Genomic DNA, 17,970 nt, shown 5'->3' on the forward strand with positions numbered 1-17,970 from the left:
GTCGTTCTGCGCACTGGATATTCTCGGCACACGATACGATCTGACTGAGCTGTAATCTAATGATGCTTGCGGAGCACCAGAGCCAACCAGCGTTGTTCCGCACGAGGTTTTCCGGTCGGCCGGTAGTAATGCGTTACTTCGTCAAAGCCCTGCGCAGTAAAAAATGAGAGCCAGCGTTCATGATCGAAAAAGCATCCATAACGCTCGCCGGAAAAGCCTTCTTCGCCATCACCGCGCGGGTTGGAGCAAAAGAAGACTCCGCCCGGTTTCAACGCAGCGCCGAGCTCACCGATGACACGCGGTAAGTGCATACTGGGAACGTGAAAGAGAGATGCATTGGCAAAGATGCCATCGAAGAACGCGTGCGGAAGAGATAGCTCGAGGAAGTCCTGCTGCCAGACTTCGCACCCGCTGTATTCCCGCGCCATCTCCGCGAAGCGCGCCGACCCCTCGAGGCCAATGGGCACGTGCCCCGCGTCCTTCAATGCTTTGAGGTCGCGACCGGGTCCGCAACCGAAGTCGAGAATGGACAGCGGCGGTGTCGCATGGATGGCCGAAACGAGCGCCTCGATGTTCTGCGATACATCGTGATCGCGGGTGCCGGCCCAAAAGCCGTCGGCGTTCGCATCGTAATAGGCCAAGGTTCGAAGGCTGATGTCGATTGGCATCGTTTGCGCTCAACATATCGCGCAGACCGCGGGCGCGCGATGGTATGTAGGTCCGCATGGCCTCCGAAGCTCTTCCCGTCGGCGAACTCGTGATTCCGGGCACGGATCTCACGTGGACCGCCACGCGCTCGTCGGGGCCTGGCGGTCAGAACGTGAACAAGGTCTCCTCGCGGGTGGAACTGCGGTTCGATCTCGAGGGCACCGCCGCACTCGGGCTCGCCGTGAAAAATCGATTGCGTCTTCTCGCAAAGGGGTACCTGGACGCCGAAGGTCGCATCCTGATCCGGAGCGAGCGCACCCGCGATCGGCAGCAAAATTTGGAGGACGCGCGCGACAAGCTGCGCGAACTCGTAGCGCAGGCGCTCGTGGTGCCCAAGAAGCGTCGCCCGACGAAGCCGTCGAAGGGCGCGAAGGCCCGGCGCGTGGATGACAAGAGGAAGCAGGGCGCGAAAAAGCGCGACCGTCACGGAAGCGACGCGTCATGACCTTGCCGGACGGGGCGGTGCGATCCTAAACGGAGCACACCATGTCCCTTTACGAAGCCACGGTTCCGCAGTTCAAAAAAATGCTGTCCAACCTCGATCGATGGCTGCAGGCGGCGGTCGCGCACGCGGAGACGAAAAAGTTCGACCCGAACACGCTGGTGACGGCGCGCCTCGCGCCCGATCAGTTCCCGCTCGCCCGCCAAGTGCAAGCCGCATGTGATCAGGCGAAGTTCGGAGCCGCGCGCGTCACCGGCAAGGAGCCGCCGAAGCACGCCGACACGGAACAGACCATCGACGAGCTGCGCGCGCGGATCCGCACGGTGAGCGAATACCTCGATACGTTTTCACCCGCCGACTTCGCCGGTAAAGACGATGAGTTCATCACACTACCGTTCTTCGAAGGTAAACGGATATCGGGCAACAATTACATCATCGAATTGACGTATCCTAATTTCTATTTCCACGTCACCACGGCCTACGCCATCTTGCGGCACAATGGAGTGAACCTCGGGAAGAAGGACTTTCTCGGGTCGATCACCCTCGTCTGACCCGCCGCGCGACCGCGAACCTGGACGCGACCGGTCGTGTAGTTTTACGTCACGGCTATGTCACATAATTTCTCTCGCCGTCGTGGCGGGGGATGACCTAAAAGAGGCACCATGCGCATTAGCCGTCGTCACTCGCTATTCGCCTCGTGCCTCTTGTTCGTCGGGTTGTCTGCTACATCGCTGGTGATGGTGCATTGTTCGGAGCCGGTGCTTACCCCGCAAGACGATGCTGGGCCGGATTCGGCCACCGGCGATTCGGCCACGCCGGATTCGGCCACCGCGGATTCCGGGCAAGATTCGGCCACCACCGCAGACGGCGGCATTTACCCCGTGATCGTGGGCCACCGCGGCGCATCGGGCTATCGGCCCGAGCACACGATTGCGTCCTACGAACTCGCCATCGCCATGGGCGCGGACTTCATCGAGCCCGACGTCGTCTCGACCAAAGACGGCGTTCTAGTCGTACGGCACGAAAACGAAATTAGCGGAACGACCGACGTCGCCTCGCATCCGGAATTCGCCGACCGCAAAAAGGCGAAGAGCATCGACGGCGGCAAAGAAACCGAAGGGTGGTGGACGGAAGATTTCACCCTCGCCGAGCTGAAGACATTGCGCGCCCGCGAACGTCTGCCGGGCAACCGCCCCGCCAATACGGCGTTCGATGGCCTCTACGAAATCCCCACCTTGCAGGAGGTCGTCGACCTCGCCAAAAGGCGTGGCGTCGGCATCTATCCGGAGACGAAGCACCCGACGTATTTCCGCGGCATCGGTCTTCCCCTCGAGGAAAAGGTCGCACAGTTGCTTCGCGACGCCGGTTGGCACGAGGCAAGCGATCCCGTGTACCTGCAATCATTCGAGCCGCAAAGCTTGCAGCGCCTCAAGGACCTAACCAACTTGAAGCGCGTGCAGCTGCTCGACGCGGGAGGCAAGCCGTACGACTTCGTGGTGAGCAATGACCCGCGTACCTACGCCGACTTGGTGAAGCCCGAGGGCCTCGCCTTCATTGCCACGTATGCGCAAGGCATCGGGCCGAACAAGAGCTTCCTCATTCCGCGCGACGCGAACGACAAACTCTTGGCCCCCACCACGGTGGTGGCCGACGCGCACAAAGCGGGCCTCATCGTGCACCCCTTCACCTTCCGCAACGAGAACCCGTTCCTTCCGGCGGATTTTCGCATGGGTTCGCCCGATGCTGGCCCCGATGCCTCCATCTACATCCAAGCCCGCGGCGACGCGCCGGCCGAGTACCGCGCGTTCTTCGCCCTCGGCATCGACGGCCTGTTCAGCGACTTCTCCGACACCGCCGTCGCCACACGCCGCCAGGTCTACGGCCGCTGATCAACCACCGCTTCGGAGATTGGCCATCGACTCACGGATGACGCTGAGGTCCTCCGGCTCGCCGATGTAGTCGGGCAAAAGGCGCTGGACCTCGCGCAGAAGATCCTCGGGTAGGCACGGCTTCAGCAAAAACGAGTTGCAGCCGGCCTCGCGGGCGCTGCGCGCGTGGCGGTCGTGCGTGTGGCCGGTGAGGGCGATGATGGGAACGGAGGCCGTGCGCGGATCGGCGCGCAGGCGACGCGTGGCCTCCCAGCCATCGATGATGGGGAGCGTCAGGTCCATCACCACCAGCGACGGGGAGACCTCGAAGGCCACGTCGAGGGCTGCCTGACCGTTCTCGGCCTCGGCGATGCGGTAGCCGTAGCTCGAGAGGTACTCGACGTACATCTCCCGGTTGTCTTGGGAGTCGTCGACGATCAACAGCAGCGGTGCGGTGGGTGACATGATGCAGCTCCGCCCGGCATCCCTCCCCGGGTCAGCTCCCAACGATGGATGGGGCACGTCGCCAGGTCAAGGGTAAGAGGAGAAGCCTACCACATGGTGCGCAGACATCCAGGGCCGTTCGCGTGCAGGTGCGCTTGAGATATCGTCCTTTGCGCGTAGGTCGGTGTAGATTCCAGAGCATGCTCACACGGGCAGCATGCATGGCGAGGGCCGGCGGCGGATGCCTCCTCGCGTTATCTTGTGTCTTTGCCGCCAGTGACGCCCTCGCGGTCGGCACGCGCACCTTCGACCTCGATTCGCTGGAGGAATTCTCCGGTGGAGATCTGAAAGGTGTCGCGGTGAGCTCCGACGGCGGCGTGCGCGCCGGCTTCAGCGTGGGCAACGTCCCGCTCACCGACGCCTCATCGTCCTTCTCAGCGCTCGCACTCGCGGATGGCAGCGTGCTCGTGGGCACCGGCCCTTCCGGCAAAGTCTTCAAGGTCGTGGGCGATCGCGCCGCGCTCTTCGCGGATACGGGTGCGCTGGCCGTCACCAGCATGATCGAGGTGCGTGGCGTCATCTATGCCGCGAGCATGCCCGATGGAAAGATCTTCAAACTGTCGCAAGGCAAGGCCGAGCCCTGGGTGACTTTGCCCAACACGAGCCACGTGTGGGCCCTCGCATCCGACGGCAAGGGCGCCATCTTCGCCGCGACCGGCCCCGAAGGTCGGGTCTACCGCATCGAGCCCTCCGGTTCGCACTCCGTGTACTTCCGCAGCGACGAGCCCCACCTCGTGTCCCTCGCCATCGGCGAAGGCGGTGAACTCTACGCGGGCTCGAGCGGCAAGGGGCTGCTCTACAAAATCGCCGGCCCCGGCCGGGCGACGGTGCTCTACGACTTTCCCGGCGAAGAGGTGAAGGGCATCGTCGCCGTGAAACGCGGCGTCGTGTACGCGATCGCCAACGACTACGGCGAGCCGCCGGAGCCGCCGAAACGAGCCCCGGCCGGCGCACGCTTTCCTGCGCAGCCGTCCACGGCCAAGCCAATTCGACCGGGCAAGGGCGCTCTCTGGCGTTTCGATGCCGCGGGGCGCCCGGAAAAGATGATGTCGCACGGCGAGTTCCACTACATGTCGCTCGCGGCGGACACCGAGGGTCGCCCTTACGTCGGGACGGGCGCGGAAGGCCGCGTGTACACGGTGGATGACGCGCACACGGTCACCTTGGTGGCCGACACGGACGATCGCCAGATCGGCGCGCTGACCTTCGGTCGATCGATTTACCTCGCCGGGTCGGACGCGGCCACGGTGCATCGGGTGGTGGCGCAAGGCGGGAGCGAAGCGGTGTGGACCAGCCGCGTGCTCGACGCCGGACTGCGCGCGAAGTTTGGTCATCTGTCGTGGCATGCCACGGGCGCGCTCGAGTTCTCCACGCGCACCGGCAACACGGGAGCCCCCGATGCAACCTGGAGTGCGTGGAGCGCGGGATCGTCGGCGCCGGTCACGGTCACCAGTCCATCCGCGCGATTCATTCAAGTGCGCGCGCGCTGGTCACGCGATCCGAAGGCGGTGCTCTCCGAGGTGATGCTGCCCTTCGTGACCGACAACGTGCGCCCCGTCGTGCTGGAGGTGGACGCCCGCCCGAAGAACGCCGGCAAAGAGAGCAAAGAAGCGATCCCCTCGAGCGGCAGCGAACCACCGAAGCACGACAGCGTGCTCAAGGTGACCTGGAAGGTCGACAACCCCGACAACGATTCGCTCCGCTACCGGGTCAACTTCCGGCGTGAAGGCCAGGGGCTGTGGCGCGATGCCCTGCGCGACGGCGAGGTGCTGACCAAAAGCGAATACGAATGGGAAACGACGGCCTTGCCCGAGGGCAAATACCGTCTACGCATCGAGGCGAGCGACGAGCCGGCCAATCCGCCGGACCTGGTTCAGAAGCACGCGATGGAGTCGGGCCCGGTGCTGGTCGACAACACGCCCCCCATCGTGCGGGATCTGTCGCTGACCGGACGCCGGTTGCGCGTGCGGGTGGTCGACGGCCTCGGCCCCATCTCCCGGGTCGAACTGGCGGTGGATGGCAAACCCGACTTTCGCACCCTCGGTGCCGCCGATGGTGTGTTCGATACAGCGGACGAAACCGTCGATACCGACGTGTCGGCCCTCGTTTCGCCCGGAGCCCACATCGTGACGGTCCGCGCGTATGACGCAGCGGGCAATTTCGTCGTTCGCGATCTCGAATCGCGCTGATCTGACAGAGATGTCATAGCCCTACCGTGCGTGTGCCAGTCGGAAGGGCGCAGCGGAAGGGCACGGAGTGACACAACTCTCGGGATTTCCTGGCCTTTTCCGAGTGGAATGAGAAACTACCGTTTCGCGGCACGGGCCGTGAATCCTCACTTCACCCTCGTCCCATGTTTTCGCCCTCCCTGCGAGAAAGACCCTTCGCCTGGCGTGCGGTCGCTGTCGGCATCGTCGTAGCGGCCATCGCGGCGGGCTGCGCCGCAAGCAGCGTCTCCGGGGACGCTGGGGATCGCAACTTGGACCCGGGCAGCTTCGGGCCACCGCCGTACGCACTCCCCGACGCGGCGGATGGCGGCGATGGCGCTGCATCGGGTCAGCGCGGCAACCTGCTTTGCAACGCGGACACGACCGAGTGCTACCCCGACGGTACGCGGGCGGACACCTGCAACGAGGATCCTCGTCCAACGGATTCGACCGAGGACGCCGGCGTGCCTCCGCCGCCCCCACCCGCAACCAAATCGTGCCACGTGCTCGCGACGGGCACGACGTGCTTGACCGCGGGAGCCGGAAAAGCCAATGCAACGTGCACCAAAGCCACCGACTGTGCACAGGGCTTCGAATGCGTGGTGTCGGGCACGCAGGGGCGTTGCCGGCATTACTGCTGCGACGGGCGAACCTCCTGCGATATGAAGGCGGAGTTTTGCGACATCCAGCTGACCAAGGACGGGAAGGAACCCAGCGTTCCCGTCCCCGTCTGCATGCCCGTTCGCCAATGCGAATTGTTGGGGAGTCCCAAGTGCCTCCCCGACGAAGATTGCTCCATCGTCGACGAGAACGAGGGCACGACGAGCTGCGTGGCGGTGGGCCCGGCCCTCGCGGGGGAAGACTGCAGCCGAACGCATTGCGGACGCGGTTTGGCGTGCCTCGGGCAATCGGGACAGCGCAAGTGCTACCAATTGTGCAAGAAGAGCGATCCACACGCCTGCGCGCCCACGGAGAAGTGCGTGGGCTCGGCGCCCCTCTTCCAAGACTCGAACATCGGTACCTGCAGCGACCGTTGAGCACCGGGTGAGCCCGCGCCCTGTCCCAGGACAGGGCCGAACTGTCCCGGACAGGGGTCGCGCGCACGCCGCCCACAGAAAATGCGGGCGGGGAGGCGGCACATGCCATGCGATGGGCGGGGCATGAACGAAACGACGAGCTACGGCCCGCGCGAGCGCGCACGGCAACTTGGGATTGAAGCGTTGGGCGATGCCGATCTGGTGGCGCTCCTTCTAGGCACGGGCACGGTGCGCGCACCGGTGCAGGCTGTCGCGGGCGAGTTGGTCGCGACATCGGGCGGCATTCTGGGTCTGGCGCGCGCCGGCATGGGGGAACTGGCCGATCAGCGCGGCCTCGGCATGGCCAAGGCCTCGCGCATCGCAGCGGCCATCGAACTAGGAAAGCGATGCGCCCATGCCGCCGTCAGCACACAGGGCGAGCGCCTGAGCGACAGCGCCAGCGTCGCAGCGTGGGCAAGGCCGCGCCTCGCCGCGCTGGAGCACGAAGAACTATGGATTCTCGCGGTCGATGGGCGAAACAACTTGAGGGCCGCACGCAGGGTCGCCGTCGGAGGGCTGCACGGCATGCACGTGGCCCCGCGCGACGTGCTGCGCGCCGCCCTTCGGGAAGCGGCCAGTGCGTTCGTACTCGTGCACAACCATCCCAGCGGAGATCCCACGCCAAGCGGCGACGATTTGGACTTCACCCGCGCCGTGCTCGCGGGTGCCGACACCATCGGCACCCCGCTCATCGATCACGTCGTCATCGCGCGAAACGGCCACGTATCACTGCTCGAACGGGGGATTTTGCCGATGTAGATTCAGCGCGCGACGAGGCCGCCGTCGACGACCAAGTTTTGGCCGGTCACGTACGGATTGGTCATGAGAAACAACGCAGCGTGGGCCAAGTCGCTCGGCTGGCCGAACCTTCGCGCGGGCAATTCCGATTCGGCCCATCGGCGAATGCCCTCACGCTCTTCCCCTTGGTGAATCGGGGTGTCCACGACCCCAGGGGTGAGCGCATTCACACGCACCGGTGCAAGCTCGATGGCCAGCGCATGCGCCAAGGTGACGACCGACGCATTGACGGCGGCGAGGATGCTCATCCGCGCCGACGGCTTCAATGCAGACGCCCCCGAGGTGAAGATCATCGAACCGCGCTCGCGCAGGATCGGCGCGGCCGCCCGCGCGGCGAAGAAGAAGCCGCGCAGCTTGTCGATGGCCCCTTCCATCTGCGCATCGGAGAGCGCGGCGATGCCGCCGATGCGCTTCTTTTCGTCCGCCACGGCGGTGAGCACGAGATGATCGATGGTGCCCGCGCTTCGAATCGCCGCGGTCAACGCGGCGGAGTCCACCATGTCGGCCGGGGCGATGTCCACGTTGCCGCCACCGACGTCGGTGGCAGCCGATGCGAGCTTGTCGCGGGAGCGCCCAATGAGAACCACCTTTTTGGCACCGGACTGGGACGCGAGGCGTGCGATGGCCAGGCCAACGCCCGAGCTGCCACCCACGATGACGACGGTTTGATCGACGAGGGTACTCCTTGCGGGATCGTTCATGCGTCCCATCGTGATGCCGATGGGCCGTACGATCCATGGCATTTCATCGCGAAAACGTTGCCGTTCGTCCGGCTCTAGAAGAGCGCGAGTTGGTGCGGCTTCGTTTGCGGGTGGCACAAGGAAACGTAGCCGCAGCGAATCTGTTTGCACCTCGAGAGCGGGGCGCGGGGAAACGCCTCCCGGTGCCGCGCGTCGACGAGGCGATCGGCCAAGGTGACCAGGTGGCGGCGCGTGGCCTCGGGTGCGGCGGGCTCACGGAACTTGGGCTCGGAGGGGTCGCCACCGAGAAAGACGATGCCGGTGCGCACCTGCGTGGCCGACGGGAAGATGGCACGCGCGGCGAGGGCGTAAACATCGAGCTGAAAGGCGTAGGGCTCGGCCTGGGCCGCGCGCGCACGCTTGTAGTCGATGACGTCGAGGCGGCCGTCCGGCCATGCCACGAGCAAATCGATCGTGCCGCGCAATGCGACGGTGCGGCCGCGCGCATCCTCGAGGGAAAGGGTGAACGGCTCCTCGCGGCGAAGCGTCGCCCCTTCCGAGGCCGCGCGCGCAGCGTAGGGGCCGCACACGAAGCGGGTCAGGGTGCGGGCAAGGCGTGCGTGGCGCGGATGCTCGGGCGGAATGCCCTCGCGCGCGAGCAAGCCGTCGATGTCCTGGGCTGCCGCCTCCGAGCCAAAGTGCGCTTCGGAGGTGCGCTCGAGGATCCGGTGCATCAGCGTGCCCTCGCTGCGCGCGTCGATGTGTGCGACGGGCGGCGCACCCTCGGTCTCGCGTTCCGCGCCGCTCACGGAAAGCGGGGGCGCATCGTGCTCGGGCAGATCGAGCACGTGGACGAGCTGAAAGCGTCGCGGGCAATGGTGGAAATCCTGCAGCGACGTCGTGGCCATGGTCACGGTCTGCCACGGCGGGTTCCACGCTTTTTCACGCACCGAGACGGCGGCATCCGGCTCGGGGTGGCGCGAGACGGGCATGCTCGCGGGCGCCGCATCGCGCGGGGAACGCGGCGGAAGCTCCTCCGCGGTGAAGATCGACTGGAGCGATTCGTCGGCGGCCAATTGCTGGAGCACGGCCGCAATGGAGGCGTGGAAGGCCTCCGAAGGGTCCTTCGGCGGGCGACGATCCCCGACGAAGTACATCGCGTGCGACGCGCGCGTGACGGCAACGTACGCGAGGCGAGCCTTCTCCGCGCGATCGCGCCGGCGAATCGTGTCCTTGGCGCGGGTGAACGATGGCGGGTCGAAGCGGGTGCCGCTTTCGTCGGCGAGGCGCACGGTCAGCGACGGCGGGCCATGACCCGACGGCGGCTCGAGGATCATCGCGCCCGCCTCCGTGCGCCGACCATCGGCGCCCACCTCGGGGACGAACACGACGGGGAAGTCGAGGCCCTTGCTCGCGTGCACGGTGAGCAGGCGGACGGCATCGTCATCGTCGGCGAAGGTCGCCGCCTCCGTCTCGTCCGCCGCACCTTCCGCGGCGCGCGTGAGGCGCCCGAGGAGCACGGCGGCATCCGTCTCGCGGTCGGCCATCGAGAGCAATTTGCGCACGTTGGCCACGCGCTGCTCGCCGCGCGGAAGCTGAATGAGCACCTCCTCCAGGTCGAACGCCCGCACCGCCTCGCGCAAAAGCCGGCCCGGCAGGATGCGATCGACGTTGCGCCGCAAGCGCGCCACCACCTCGAAGAGATGGCGAACGCGCGGGCGATCTTCCTCGGCCATGAGCGCGCGGCGCGGGCCGGAGTCCCACGAGGCCGCGTCCTCCATCGAGAGCATGCCCCTCCCCGGCGTGGTGAGCGCGAGCAGCGTCTCGTCGCGTGCGGAAACCCATGGCCCGCGCAACACTTCGAGCAGGGCCAGACGCTCGCGCGGACGCACGATGAGCGCGAGCATCGCCATCACGTCGCGCACTTCGCGCGCCGAGAAAAAGCCGCGACCCGCCACGACGTAGGGGATCCCGTCGTAGGCCAGGGCGTAGGCCATGACTTCCACCATTTCGTTCGTGTGGCAGAGCACCGCGATGTCGCCGAGCCGGTGCTCCGACGCCGAGGTCAACGCGCGAACGCGATCGGCAATGGCGAACGCCTCGTCGAGGCGCTTCGTGCGCCCGCGCGGCGACACGGGCGGACGAAGCCAATGCGTGCGCACCCGGGGCACTTCCGCGGGGGCGCGCTCCGGCGGCGGGAGCAGATCCTCGGTGTCCGGCACGTAGTTGATCTCGAAGAGAACCTTGCCCGACGACACCAAACGCCGACGGCTGAAGGCGTTGGCAAAGGTGAGGAGCTCGTCCTGGCCGCGCCGGTTGTGGCGAAGCGGAACCAGGTCGGCGAGCGGCGCCGCCGGCTCGCTCACCTCCGCCTCGATGCCCAGCGCCGTCCGCGCACGCCAGCCGGCAAGGCCGACGCAGAGCTCGGCGAACACCGCGACATCCGCCCCGCGGAAGCCATAAATCGACTGCTTGCGATCGCCCACGACGAAGAGCCCCGCGGGCCTCAGTCGATCGATGGGGGGAATGGTCCCGGGCGTACGCGCAGCGGGATCGCTCTCCCACAAGAGGTGCACGAGCTCGCGCTGCAGGCGCGACGTATCCTGGAACTCGTCCACGAGCAGCGCGTCGATCCCCTCGCCCACCTCCTTCGCGATGGCCGGGTGGTCCCGCAGCAGATCGCGCGCGGCGCGAAGGATGTCCCCGAACCCGAGCGCACCGGCACGACGCCGCGCACGCTGGATTTCGCGATCCGCCGCCACCAGGAGCTCCCGCGCCGACCGCGCACGCGGGGCGTAGTTCCGGCGCATCTCCCACGCCTTGATCAAGCGGTAGCCGCGCTCGGCATTGGTCTCGCCGGCGGGCAACTTCTCCTGGCGGAAGTCGAAGAAGCCCTGGCTCTTCTCGCTCTTCGTGCGGCGGATAGCGCAAAAGTCGCGCGTGGCGGCGATGAACCGATCCATGCAGGCCACCGTCGGCGCCTCGCCCATCGCGCGCCGCTCGTTCCAGGCCGCGATGAACGCGCGCGCCTCGTCGGCGCGCTTCTCGTGAATGGCCAAGTACTCCGCGTGCTCGAGAAGCTCGCGCAGCAGGGCCTCGATGTTCTCGGCGTCGCGCTCGTCGATGGCCAGGCTCTCGGGCCCGCGCCCGTCTTCCTCGAGCCGTGCGAGCACCGTGGCCACCTCGCGTGAAAGCTCGTCGACGCCCCCGCTGGCGCGCACCAGATCGCGCACGCCCTCGGGATCGCTCTCCGCCCGCTGCGCCAGCGCGCGTCCGATGGCCTCGTCGGCGCGGGCACGCGCTTCGTCTTCGCCCTCCAGGTCGAAGTCTGGAAGCAGACCGATCTCGAGCGCATAGGCCCGCACCAACGTCGTCGCGTAGCTGTGCAAGGTGCCCACTTGGGCTTGCGGCAGCCGCTCGATGGCGCGGCGGGCCCGCGCCTCCATCTCGGAGGGCGACCAGCGCGACACGTGCGCAGCATCGCACGCGAGCAAAAGATCCGCCGCGTACTTCGAGCCGGGATCGCGCAGAGAAAGCCGCTCGAGCTCACCCGCGAGGCGCGTGCGGATCTCCGCGGCCGCCTTGCGCGAAAACGTCGTGGCGACCACCCGCGAAGGGTCCACCGGCGGATGCAGGCGCTCCTTGTGACCGAGTTCGCTGGCGCCCATCATCAGGTGCACCAGCACGCCCACGAGGCTGTGCGTCTTGCCCGTACCGGCGCTCGCCGCCAGCACGAGGTTCCTGCGGAAGGCGAAAATCACCGCGCAACCCCTGCCTTGCTGGCCCCTTCGGCGGCCTCGTCCTCCTCGCTCACCACGAAGCGCGGCCTCCGGCAGGCGCCATCGTAGGCGCAGCGATCGCACACACGCGGATCGCCCGGAAGCGGCGCCACGTCGCCTTCGCGCACGTGGCCGATGACCGTGAGGGTGCGCGCCATCACGCCCGATTCACCATCGCCCATGGCCTCCTTCCAGGCATTCGCGTAGCCCGCCACCGAGTACGTGCGATCGAGCTGGTGGTACGGCAGGTACATCCCGTCGGCGTACGCGGCGCCGAGCACCTCCTGCGCGATGTGCGCGTAGAGGGGCACCTGGAACGAGGAGCCGGTGACATCGCGCTGCGTGTCCTTCGCCGTGCGCGGGCTGCGCTTGTAGTCGATGATGCGGATGCCCCGTGAATCCGGCGAGCGGTCGACCCGATCGATGCTGCCGCGGATCGACACCACGCTGGTGCGATCGCCGCCGGCCCCGAATCGAAGCGCCGGCCAACTGTGGTCCCGGCCATCGCCGAACGGCTGCTCCGCCAGGACGAAATCGTACGCCTCGTCGGCGAGGCTGTAGTCGATGACCTTGCGCACATCGTCGCGCGTTTGCTCGAGCGCCATGCGCCGCAGCGGCGAGGCAGCCCTCTCGCGCGCCAGCACGCGATCGGCGGCCTCGAGGGCCAGCGCACGGATGCCGTCGGCATCGCGCGGTCGCTCCCGCCAGAGCGGCAACGTCGCCACGAAGGCCGCGGCCAGGGCCTCGTGCACCAAGGTGCCGCTCTGGCGCGCATCGGGCACATCGGACGCGGGCTCTTTTTCGCGCGCGCCGAGCACGTGCGCGGCAAAGCCTTGGAACGCGCAGCGCGCGAAGTCTTCCAGCCGGGTCACCGGCAGAGGACGCGCCGCGCCGCCCGTATCCTCGAGGATGGCGCGCGCAAGCGGCTCGTCCACCGAGAGGACACCCGTGAGCGGCCCGCGGTACAGCGCGGATTTGGCACCGTGAAACGTCTCGCGCGAAAGCTCGATGTGCGCGCGCCGAGCGGCGTCGGGCACCGCGTGCCGCGCGCCCTGCGGATCGCGCGCGAGCATGACCAGGCGCGCTTCCCGCGCCGTCAGCGGGTGCGCGCGCAGGGGGGCCAAAGGCCATTTTTTCTCGCTGACCCCGCCGCGCCCGAGCCAGGTGAGCAGCGGCGCGGGCTGCAGCAGCGCCCCCTCGGCGTCGTGCGCGCAATAGACGAAGACGACACTCTTCGCACGCGCCACGGCCAGTGCCAGCGCCCCCAGCCCGCGCGACGCCGTGAGCGCGGGCGACGCCGGGGCCCGCGCCGGGTCGATCTCGCGAAGCGCGGCGGAGAACGACTCGACCACCAGCGCGGGGTGCGCATTCGACGGAGGCAAACTGCCCTCGTTGGCCGACGCCACCACCAGCTTCGACAGCGGCTCGTCGGCTAAATCCGCCACCCGCGCGATGCGCAGGGCCCCGATGCGGCGCGCGCCCGGCGGCGGCTCGCCGGCCTCCAGCGCCCGCACGAACTCGTGGCGAAAGGCGTCCATCGTGACCACCACGCCGTCGTCCTTCAGCCGGATCACCGCCGCCTCGTACCGATCCAGCGTCTCCGTGAGCACGCGCCACGCGTGCGCATCCCGCGCGAGCGCGTGAAGCTCCGCGCGCGCAAGCCCCACCGGCACGTCGTCGCGTGCCAGGGTTGCGCGCGCATCGAAGCCCACGCGCGCGGGAAAACCGAGCGCCCGCCACAGCTCGCGCGCCGCGCGAATGTGCTCCAGGCGCGTACGCGCACGCTCCACGCCCCAGAGCACGTCGCCCACCCGCCGCGCGAGCCCCGAAAGATTCCCCGCCGCCGTCGCCGCGAGCTCCGCCACGGGATCGGCCCCGCGCACCGTGGGCGTCTGCTCCAGGGCATTGGCCAGCCGATGCAGCTCGGTGCGCGCCGCGCGCCCATCCGCGAGCCCCGTCAACGCCGACGCGTCCACGTACCGCGATCGAAGCAACCGCGCCACGTCGTGCCGCGGAAGCCCGCGCGAGGCCAGCGCATGCGCGTCCAGCGCGCGCGCCACGATGGCCGCCGCGGTAGGCGCCGGCCCGCGCGGATCGTGCACGGGAATGCCCAAATCGTCGAACGCACGCCGAATGGGCTCGAGCACGTGCTCATCGAGCTGCGGCACCGCCACGGCCATCGCCTCGATGGGCACGCCCCGCAAAAGCTCCGCGTACACGGCATCGGCCACCGCACGCGCCTGCACTTCCGCGCTCTCGGCTTGGCGAATCTCCAGCCGCGACGGCTCCGGCACCGTCCCGTCGAGGCGCAGATCGCCGAGCACGGGCTCGATGGCCACCGTTTCGGGCGCCCCATCGAGCGCACGCGCCACGTCGTCGAACACGATCTCCAGAGGATTGCGCTCGCGCGTTGCATCCAGCCGGGACTCGAACGTCGGTAGCTCCAGCACCGCGGCCCCACCGCACCGTCGCAGCACGCCGTCGAGCGCACGCCACCACGCCAGATCGGCCGGCTCCCACGCCACGATCCACCGCGCCAGAAGCTGCGCGTGCCCCACCGCGTCCTTCACGGCCGCAGGCTCCATCGACCCGAGAACGCGCGCGAGCGCCGCCCCCGCCGAGCGACCATCGACGAGTCCCAGCGCCGAGAGCGCACGGTCGAGCGCCACCATCGCCGAGCGAAGCATGCGCGCGCGCCGGCTCGAGGTACCGCCCTGCGCCTCCATGTGCTCCAGCGCCCCGAGGCTCGTATCCGACGCACGCAACGTGGCGATGGCCGCGTCGATCGAGTCCACCGTTTTGAGCCACACGTGCGATGCACCGCGGGCCATGGGGCCGAGCAGCGGATCGTCCGGCGCCACCGCGGCCAGTGCGTCGGCCAGGGCCAGACGCGTGATCTCCGGCGAGGCCAAGGTCACGTCCGGCGCGAGCGCCAGGAGGAGGCGGTGCTTGAGCGCCGTGCGCGTTTCGCACGCGAACCCCTCACGCGACAACCGCTCGACGTGACGCTCCGTGGGGACGACGAGCAGCAGCTCCGTCGTCACGGAACGACCCGCAAGGGGACCGCGAATACCTCCTTCAGCGCGGAACGCTCGTACAAAAAGGCGTACGCGGCCTGCGACGAGAGCACCCGCTTGATGTAGCCGCGGGTCTCCTCGTACGGAATATTCTCCACGAACAAGTCGAAGTCGGTGGCCGTTCGCTTGGCCAGCCAGCGGTTCACCGCCCCCGGCCCCGAGTTGTACGCCGACACGGCCAGCGATTTGTTCTGCGCGTACGACGTCCGCAACTGCGCGAGCAACTTCGTCCCGAAGGCGATGTTCACGTCGGGCCGTTTCAGCGACGCCTCGTCCCAGGGCATACCGGTCCCCTTCGCGAGCGCCTTCGCCGTCGGCACCACGAGCTGCATCAACCCGTAGGCATTGGCAAAGCTCTTCACCTCGGGAAGAAAGGTCGACTCCTCGCGCATGATGCCCCAGGTGAGCGACAGCGGCAGGCCATTGGCCTCGCTCTCCTTCTTCACCAGCGCCTCGAACGCGCGCGGATAGGCTACTTCCCAGGCAAAACGCCACGTCCCCACCGGGTAGTGTGCGAGATGCTCCTGCAACTTCGCCCGCGTGAAGGCGTGCCCCAACTCCGGCGCACCGCCGCGGTTGTACACGTCGCCCATCACCCAGAGCAGTTCGTGCTCGGCGTCGTCGGCCAGCAAGTTCGCCTTGGTGAACTCCTTCTTGGCCCCTTCGATGTCGCCCACCTCGAGCAAGCGCACGCCGCGATCGAACGCGGGTGTGGCAAACTCCGGATGATCGTGCGTGAGAAACGACCCGGAGGGTTCACGCGCCTGCGCCGCCTCCAAGGCTTTCGCGGCCATCCCTTCGTCCAGCGACGCGAGCCTCGTGTAGGCCTGCGTCATGTAGAACGTCAGCGGGAAGTCCTCGATGATCTTCGCATAGCGCGCGCGCGCATCTTCCACGTCGCCCTTGGCTTCCGACACACGCGCACGAAAATACGGCGCACGGCCCGACGTCGCCCACGCGCGGTCCAGCGGATCGAGCGTGATGGCGCGATCCAAAGGATCTTTCGCCCCGGCCCAATCGCCGCGCGTCATGCGATGGAGTGCCACGCGGAAGAGGGCTTCCGTGCCCATGTCCCCATCCGGGTAGTCATCGGGCAGGCTGAGAAGCATGGTCGTGAACCGCGATTCGTCGCCCGACTCGCCCAAGATGAGCGCCGCCAAGAGCCGCGCATCGTCGGCGAGGCGGTGCTTGGGAAACTGGTGCTCGACCTTGCCGAATCGGTCCACCGCCTCCTGCGTCCGATTGGCCGAGCGACTCGCCTTGCCGCCTTGAAAGAGCGCGCTCACGAGCTGCTCGTCGCCCGTGCACATGCGGATCGCATCGCCCCACGCGTCGGCCGCGGGCTGCTTCGTTCGCGCGACGGCTTGCGCGCGCATCGACCCGACCTTGCACGCCACGCTTCCCGACTTGCCCGGACCGCCTACTCCCCAAGCCGCGATGAGCGCGTTCGCCGCAGTGAGCCCGCGCGAAGGTTCGCCGTTGTCGAGGTAGCCCTGGATCTGCCGGACCAACTCCGCTTCGCTCAGGGCATCTTTGAACTGCGGCTCGCTCTTGCGCAGCAAGGCGGTCGCGCGTTGACGCGCCGACTGCGCGCCCGAGCTTTCGGCAATTTTGGGAATCTCGATCACCACGCGCGTCGCCAAGTCGTACGCCTCGCGCGGCGTCCCCTCGGTTTGGCCCTCGATGATCGCGTTGGCCAAGCGCACCGACAGCTCCACCCAGCGCGGGAGCTTCGGATTCTCCGCGAGGATCTCGCGCCACAATTTGGCGGCGGCACTGCGCTCTCCGCGGCCGGCCAGCGCGTCGGCGAGGGCGATTTTCGCCTCGTCGTAGGCGGGGAGCGACGTGGGGACCGCGTGCGCGTGTTGAAAGCTTTCGTCCCAACGTGCCGCCTTGCCGAGCACCTGCGCGGCGCGCAGCTTGGCATAGGGCGCGAGCGGACACTCCTCCTTCATCGCGTCGTACGCGTTCACCGCCTCCGCCGGCTCGCCCGCGAGCGTGTGAAGGCGCCCGGAGAGGTACGACCACGCGCAGATGGACGCGGCATCCGCCGGGTTCGCCGTGCGGGCATCGTCGACCATGCGCGCCGCACGCGCGTGCTCTTTGACGCGCTCGAGATCGCGCACGCCAGCAAGGCGTGGATCGTCGTAGGCCGATTCCACCTTGGGGACTTCCCGCGGCGAACGCACCGCGGGCGGCGGAATCTTGGCCTCGGCGGGCTTGACCTCGCCGCTCGAAGGACGCGGCTCCGGCTCGCGACTGTTCGACCCGCACGCCGCCAAGCTCACCAGCAGCGTAGCGTTCACCGCCCTGACCAACAGACGCCTCATCGCTTTCGCCATGCGTCGCTCGCGCACTCCTCTTCCATCGCTACGATGCGCTTGCGCGCGCGCTCGAGGTAACGCGACCGATCCTTGTCGACGACGTCGGCGTCGGCCTTGCGCTGAACCAATTCACCGCGGGCGCGCGCCTCGTCGTCGGCCGCGCTTTGCTCCGCCAGCGCCGCATGCTCGACCTTCGCATCCATCGCCTCGCGCTCCGCACGCGCCACCCGCTCCCATGCCCCGCCGCGCTGCAGGTCCGCGGCGCGCAGCACGCCTTGGGCAAGGGCATCGCGTTCGGCCGCGCGGGCGACCGAGGCCTCCGCGGCCGCACGCGCCCGCGTGATCTCCAAGGCCTGCCGCTGCTCCTCGGCCGATTCGCGCGCACGAATCGCCGAAGCGAGCTCCACCGTAGCGTCCTCGACGCGGCGATTCCGCAGATCGAGAAGCACTTCCAGGGGATACGACTTGCGCGGCATGGGACCCCTCGGAGTGTAGCGCACGTACTAG

13 protein-coding genes are annotated in these 17,970 nt (G+C 67.9%); 6 read left to right on the forward strand and 7 right to left on the reverse strand.

Annotation, left to right across the window (positions count from 1 at the left end):
- Positions 1-56: 56 nt before the first annotated feature.
- On the reverse strand, positions 57-668 hold the full coding sequence (locus LVJ94_42455; GenBank protein WXB03554.1) for a class I SAM-dependent methyltransferase: 612 nt from the start codon (positions 666-668) through the stop codon (positions 57-59).
- Positions 669-724: 56 nt separating this feature from the next.
- Between LVJ94_42455 and arfB the strand changes: the two genes are divergently transcribed.
- From arfB to LVJ94_42470, 3 genes are all read left to right on the forward strand, one after another.
- Positions 725-1,153: an aminoacyl-tRNA hydrolase gene (gene arfB / locus LVJ94_42460; protein ID WXB03555.1), complete on the forward strand. Its 429-nt coding sequence runs from the start codon at positions 725-727 to the stop codon at positions 1,151-1,153.
- Between the two features lie 41 nt (positions 1,154-1,194).
- Positions 1,195-1,701 carry a DUF1993 domain-containing protein gene (locus tag LVJ94_42465; GenBank protein WXB03556.1) on the forward strand — a complete coding sequence of 169 codons (507 nt, stop codon included), beginning with the start codon at positions 1,195-1,197 and terminating at the stop codon, positions 1,699-1,701.
- Between the two features lie 111 nt (positions 1,702-1,812).
- Positions 1,813-3,039, forward strand: coding sequence for a glycerophosphodiester phosphodiesterase (locus tag LVJ94_42470; protein ID WXB03557.1), 1,227 nt, complete (start codon positions 1,813-1,815; stop codon positions 3,037-3,039).
- Here LVJ94_42470 and LVJ94_42475 read toward each other — a convergent pair whose 3' ends face one another.
- Entirely contained in the window at positions 3,040-3,483 is a 444-nt protein-coding gene (locus tag LVJ94_42475) for a response regulator (GenBank protein WXB03558.1), read from the reverse strand.
- Positions 3,484-3,662: 179 nt separating this feature from the next.
- On the opposite strand from LVJ94_42475, the gene LVJ94_42480 reads away from it, so the two are divergent.
- From LVJ94_42480 to radC, 3 genes are all read left to right on the forward strand, one after another.
- The gene (locus tag LVJ94_42480; GenBank protein WXB03559.1) at positions 3,663-5,711 is read left to right on the forward strand and encodes a hypothetical protein; all 2,049 of its coding nucleotides are present in this window, start codon (positions 3,663-3,665) and stop codon (positions 5,709-5,711) included.
- A gap of 164 nt (positions 5,712-5,875) precedes the next feature.
- Positions 5,876-6,766, forward strand: a complete 891-nt coding sequence (locus tag LVJ94_42485; GenBank protein WXB03560.1) for a hypothetical protein — start codon at positions 5,876-5,878, stop codon at positions 6,764-6,766.
- A 123-nt stretch (positions 6,767-6,889) separates the two neighbouring features.
- The gene (radC, locus tag LVJ94_42490; protein ID WXB03561.1) at positions 6,890-7,564 is read left to right on the forward strand and encodes a DNA repair protein RadC; all 675 of its coding nucleotides are present in this window, start codon (positions 6,890-6,892) and stop codon (positions 7,562-7,564) included.
- Between the two features lie 2 nt (positions 7,565-7,566).
- Here radC and LVJ94_42495 read toward each other — a convergent pair whose 3' ends face one another.
- The 5 genes from LVJ94_42495 to LVJ94_42515 form a co-directional block, all read right to left on the reverse strand.
- Positions 7,567-8,304 carry an SDR family oxidoreductase gene (locus LVJ94_42495; GenBank protein WXB03562.1) on the reverse strand — a complete coding sequence of 246 codons (738 nt, stop codon included), beginning with the start codon at positions 8,302-8,304 and terminating at the stop codon, positions 7,567-7,569.
- A 74-nt stretch (positions 8,305-8,378) separates the two neighbouring features.
- Positions 8,379-12,044, reverse strand: coding sequence for a UvrD-helicase domain-containing protein (locus LVJ94_42500; GenBank protein ID WXB03563.1), 3,666 nt, complete (start codon positions 12,042-12,044; stop codon positions 8,379-8,381).
- Complete coding sequence (locus LVJ94_42505; GenBank protein WXB03564.1) at positions 12,041-15,106, reverse strand: PD-(D/E)XK nuclease family protein; 3,066 nt, start codon at positions 15,104-15,106, stop codon at positions 12,041-12,043. The genes LVJ94_42500 and LVJ94_42505 overlap by 4 nt, the downstream gene beginning before the upstream one ends.
- Positions 15,103-17,469 carry a transglycosylase SLT domain-containing protein gene (locus tag LVJ94_42510; GenBank protein ID WXB03565.1) on the reverse strand — a complete coding sequence of 789 codons (2,367 nt, stop codon included), beginning with the start codon at positions 17,467-17,469 and terminating at the stop codon, positions 15,103-15,105. The genes LVJ94_42505 and LVJ94_42510 overlap by 4 nt, the downstream gene beginning before the upstream one ends.
- Positions 17,466-17,939: a hypothetical protein gene (locus LVJ94_42515; GenBank protein WXB03566.1), complete on the reverse strand. Its 474-nt coding sequence runs from the start codon at positions 17,937-17,939 to the stop codon at positions 17,466-17,468. The genes LVJ94_42510 and LVJ94_42515 overlap by 4 nt, the downstream gene beginning before the upstream one ends.
- Positions 17,940-17,970 lie beyond the last annotated feature (31 nt).

This window comes from Sorangiineae bacterium MSr11367 (assembly GCA_037157805.1).
In the GTDB taxonomy this organism is placed as follows: Bacteria; Myxococcota_A; Polyangia; order Polyangiales; family Polyangiaceae; genus Pendulispora; species Pendulispora rubella.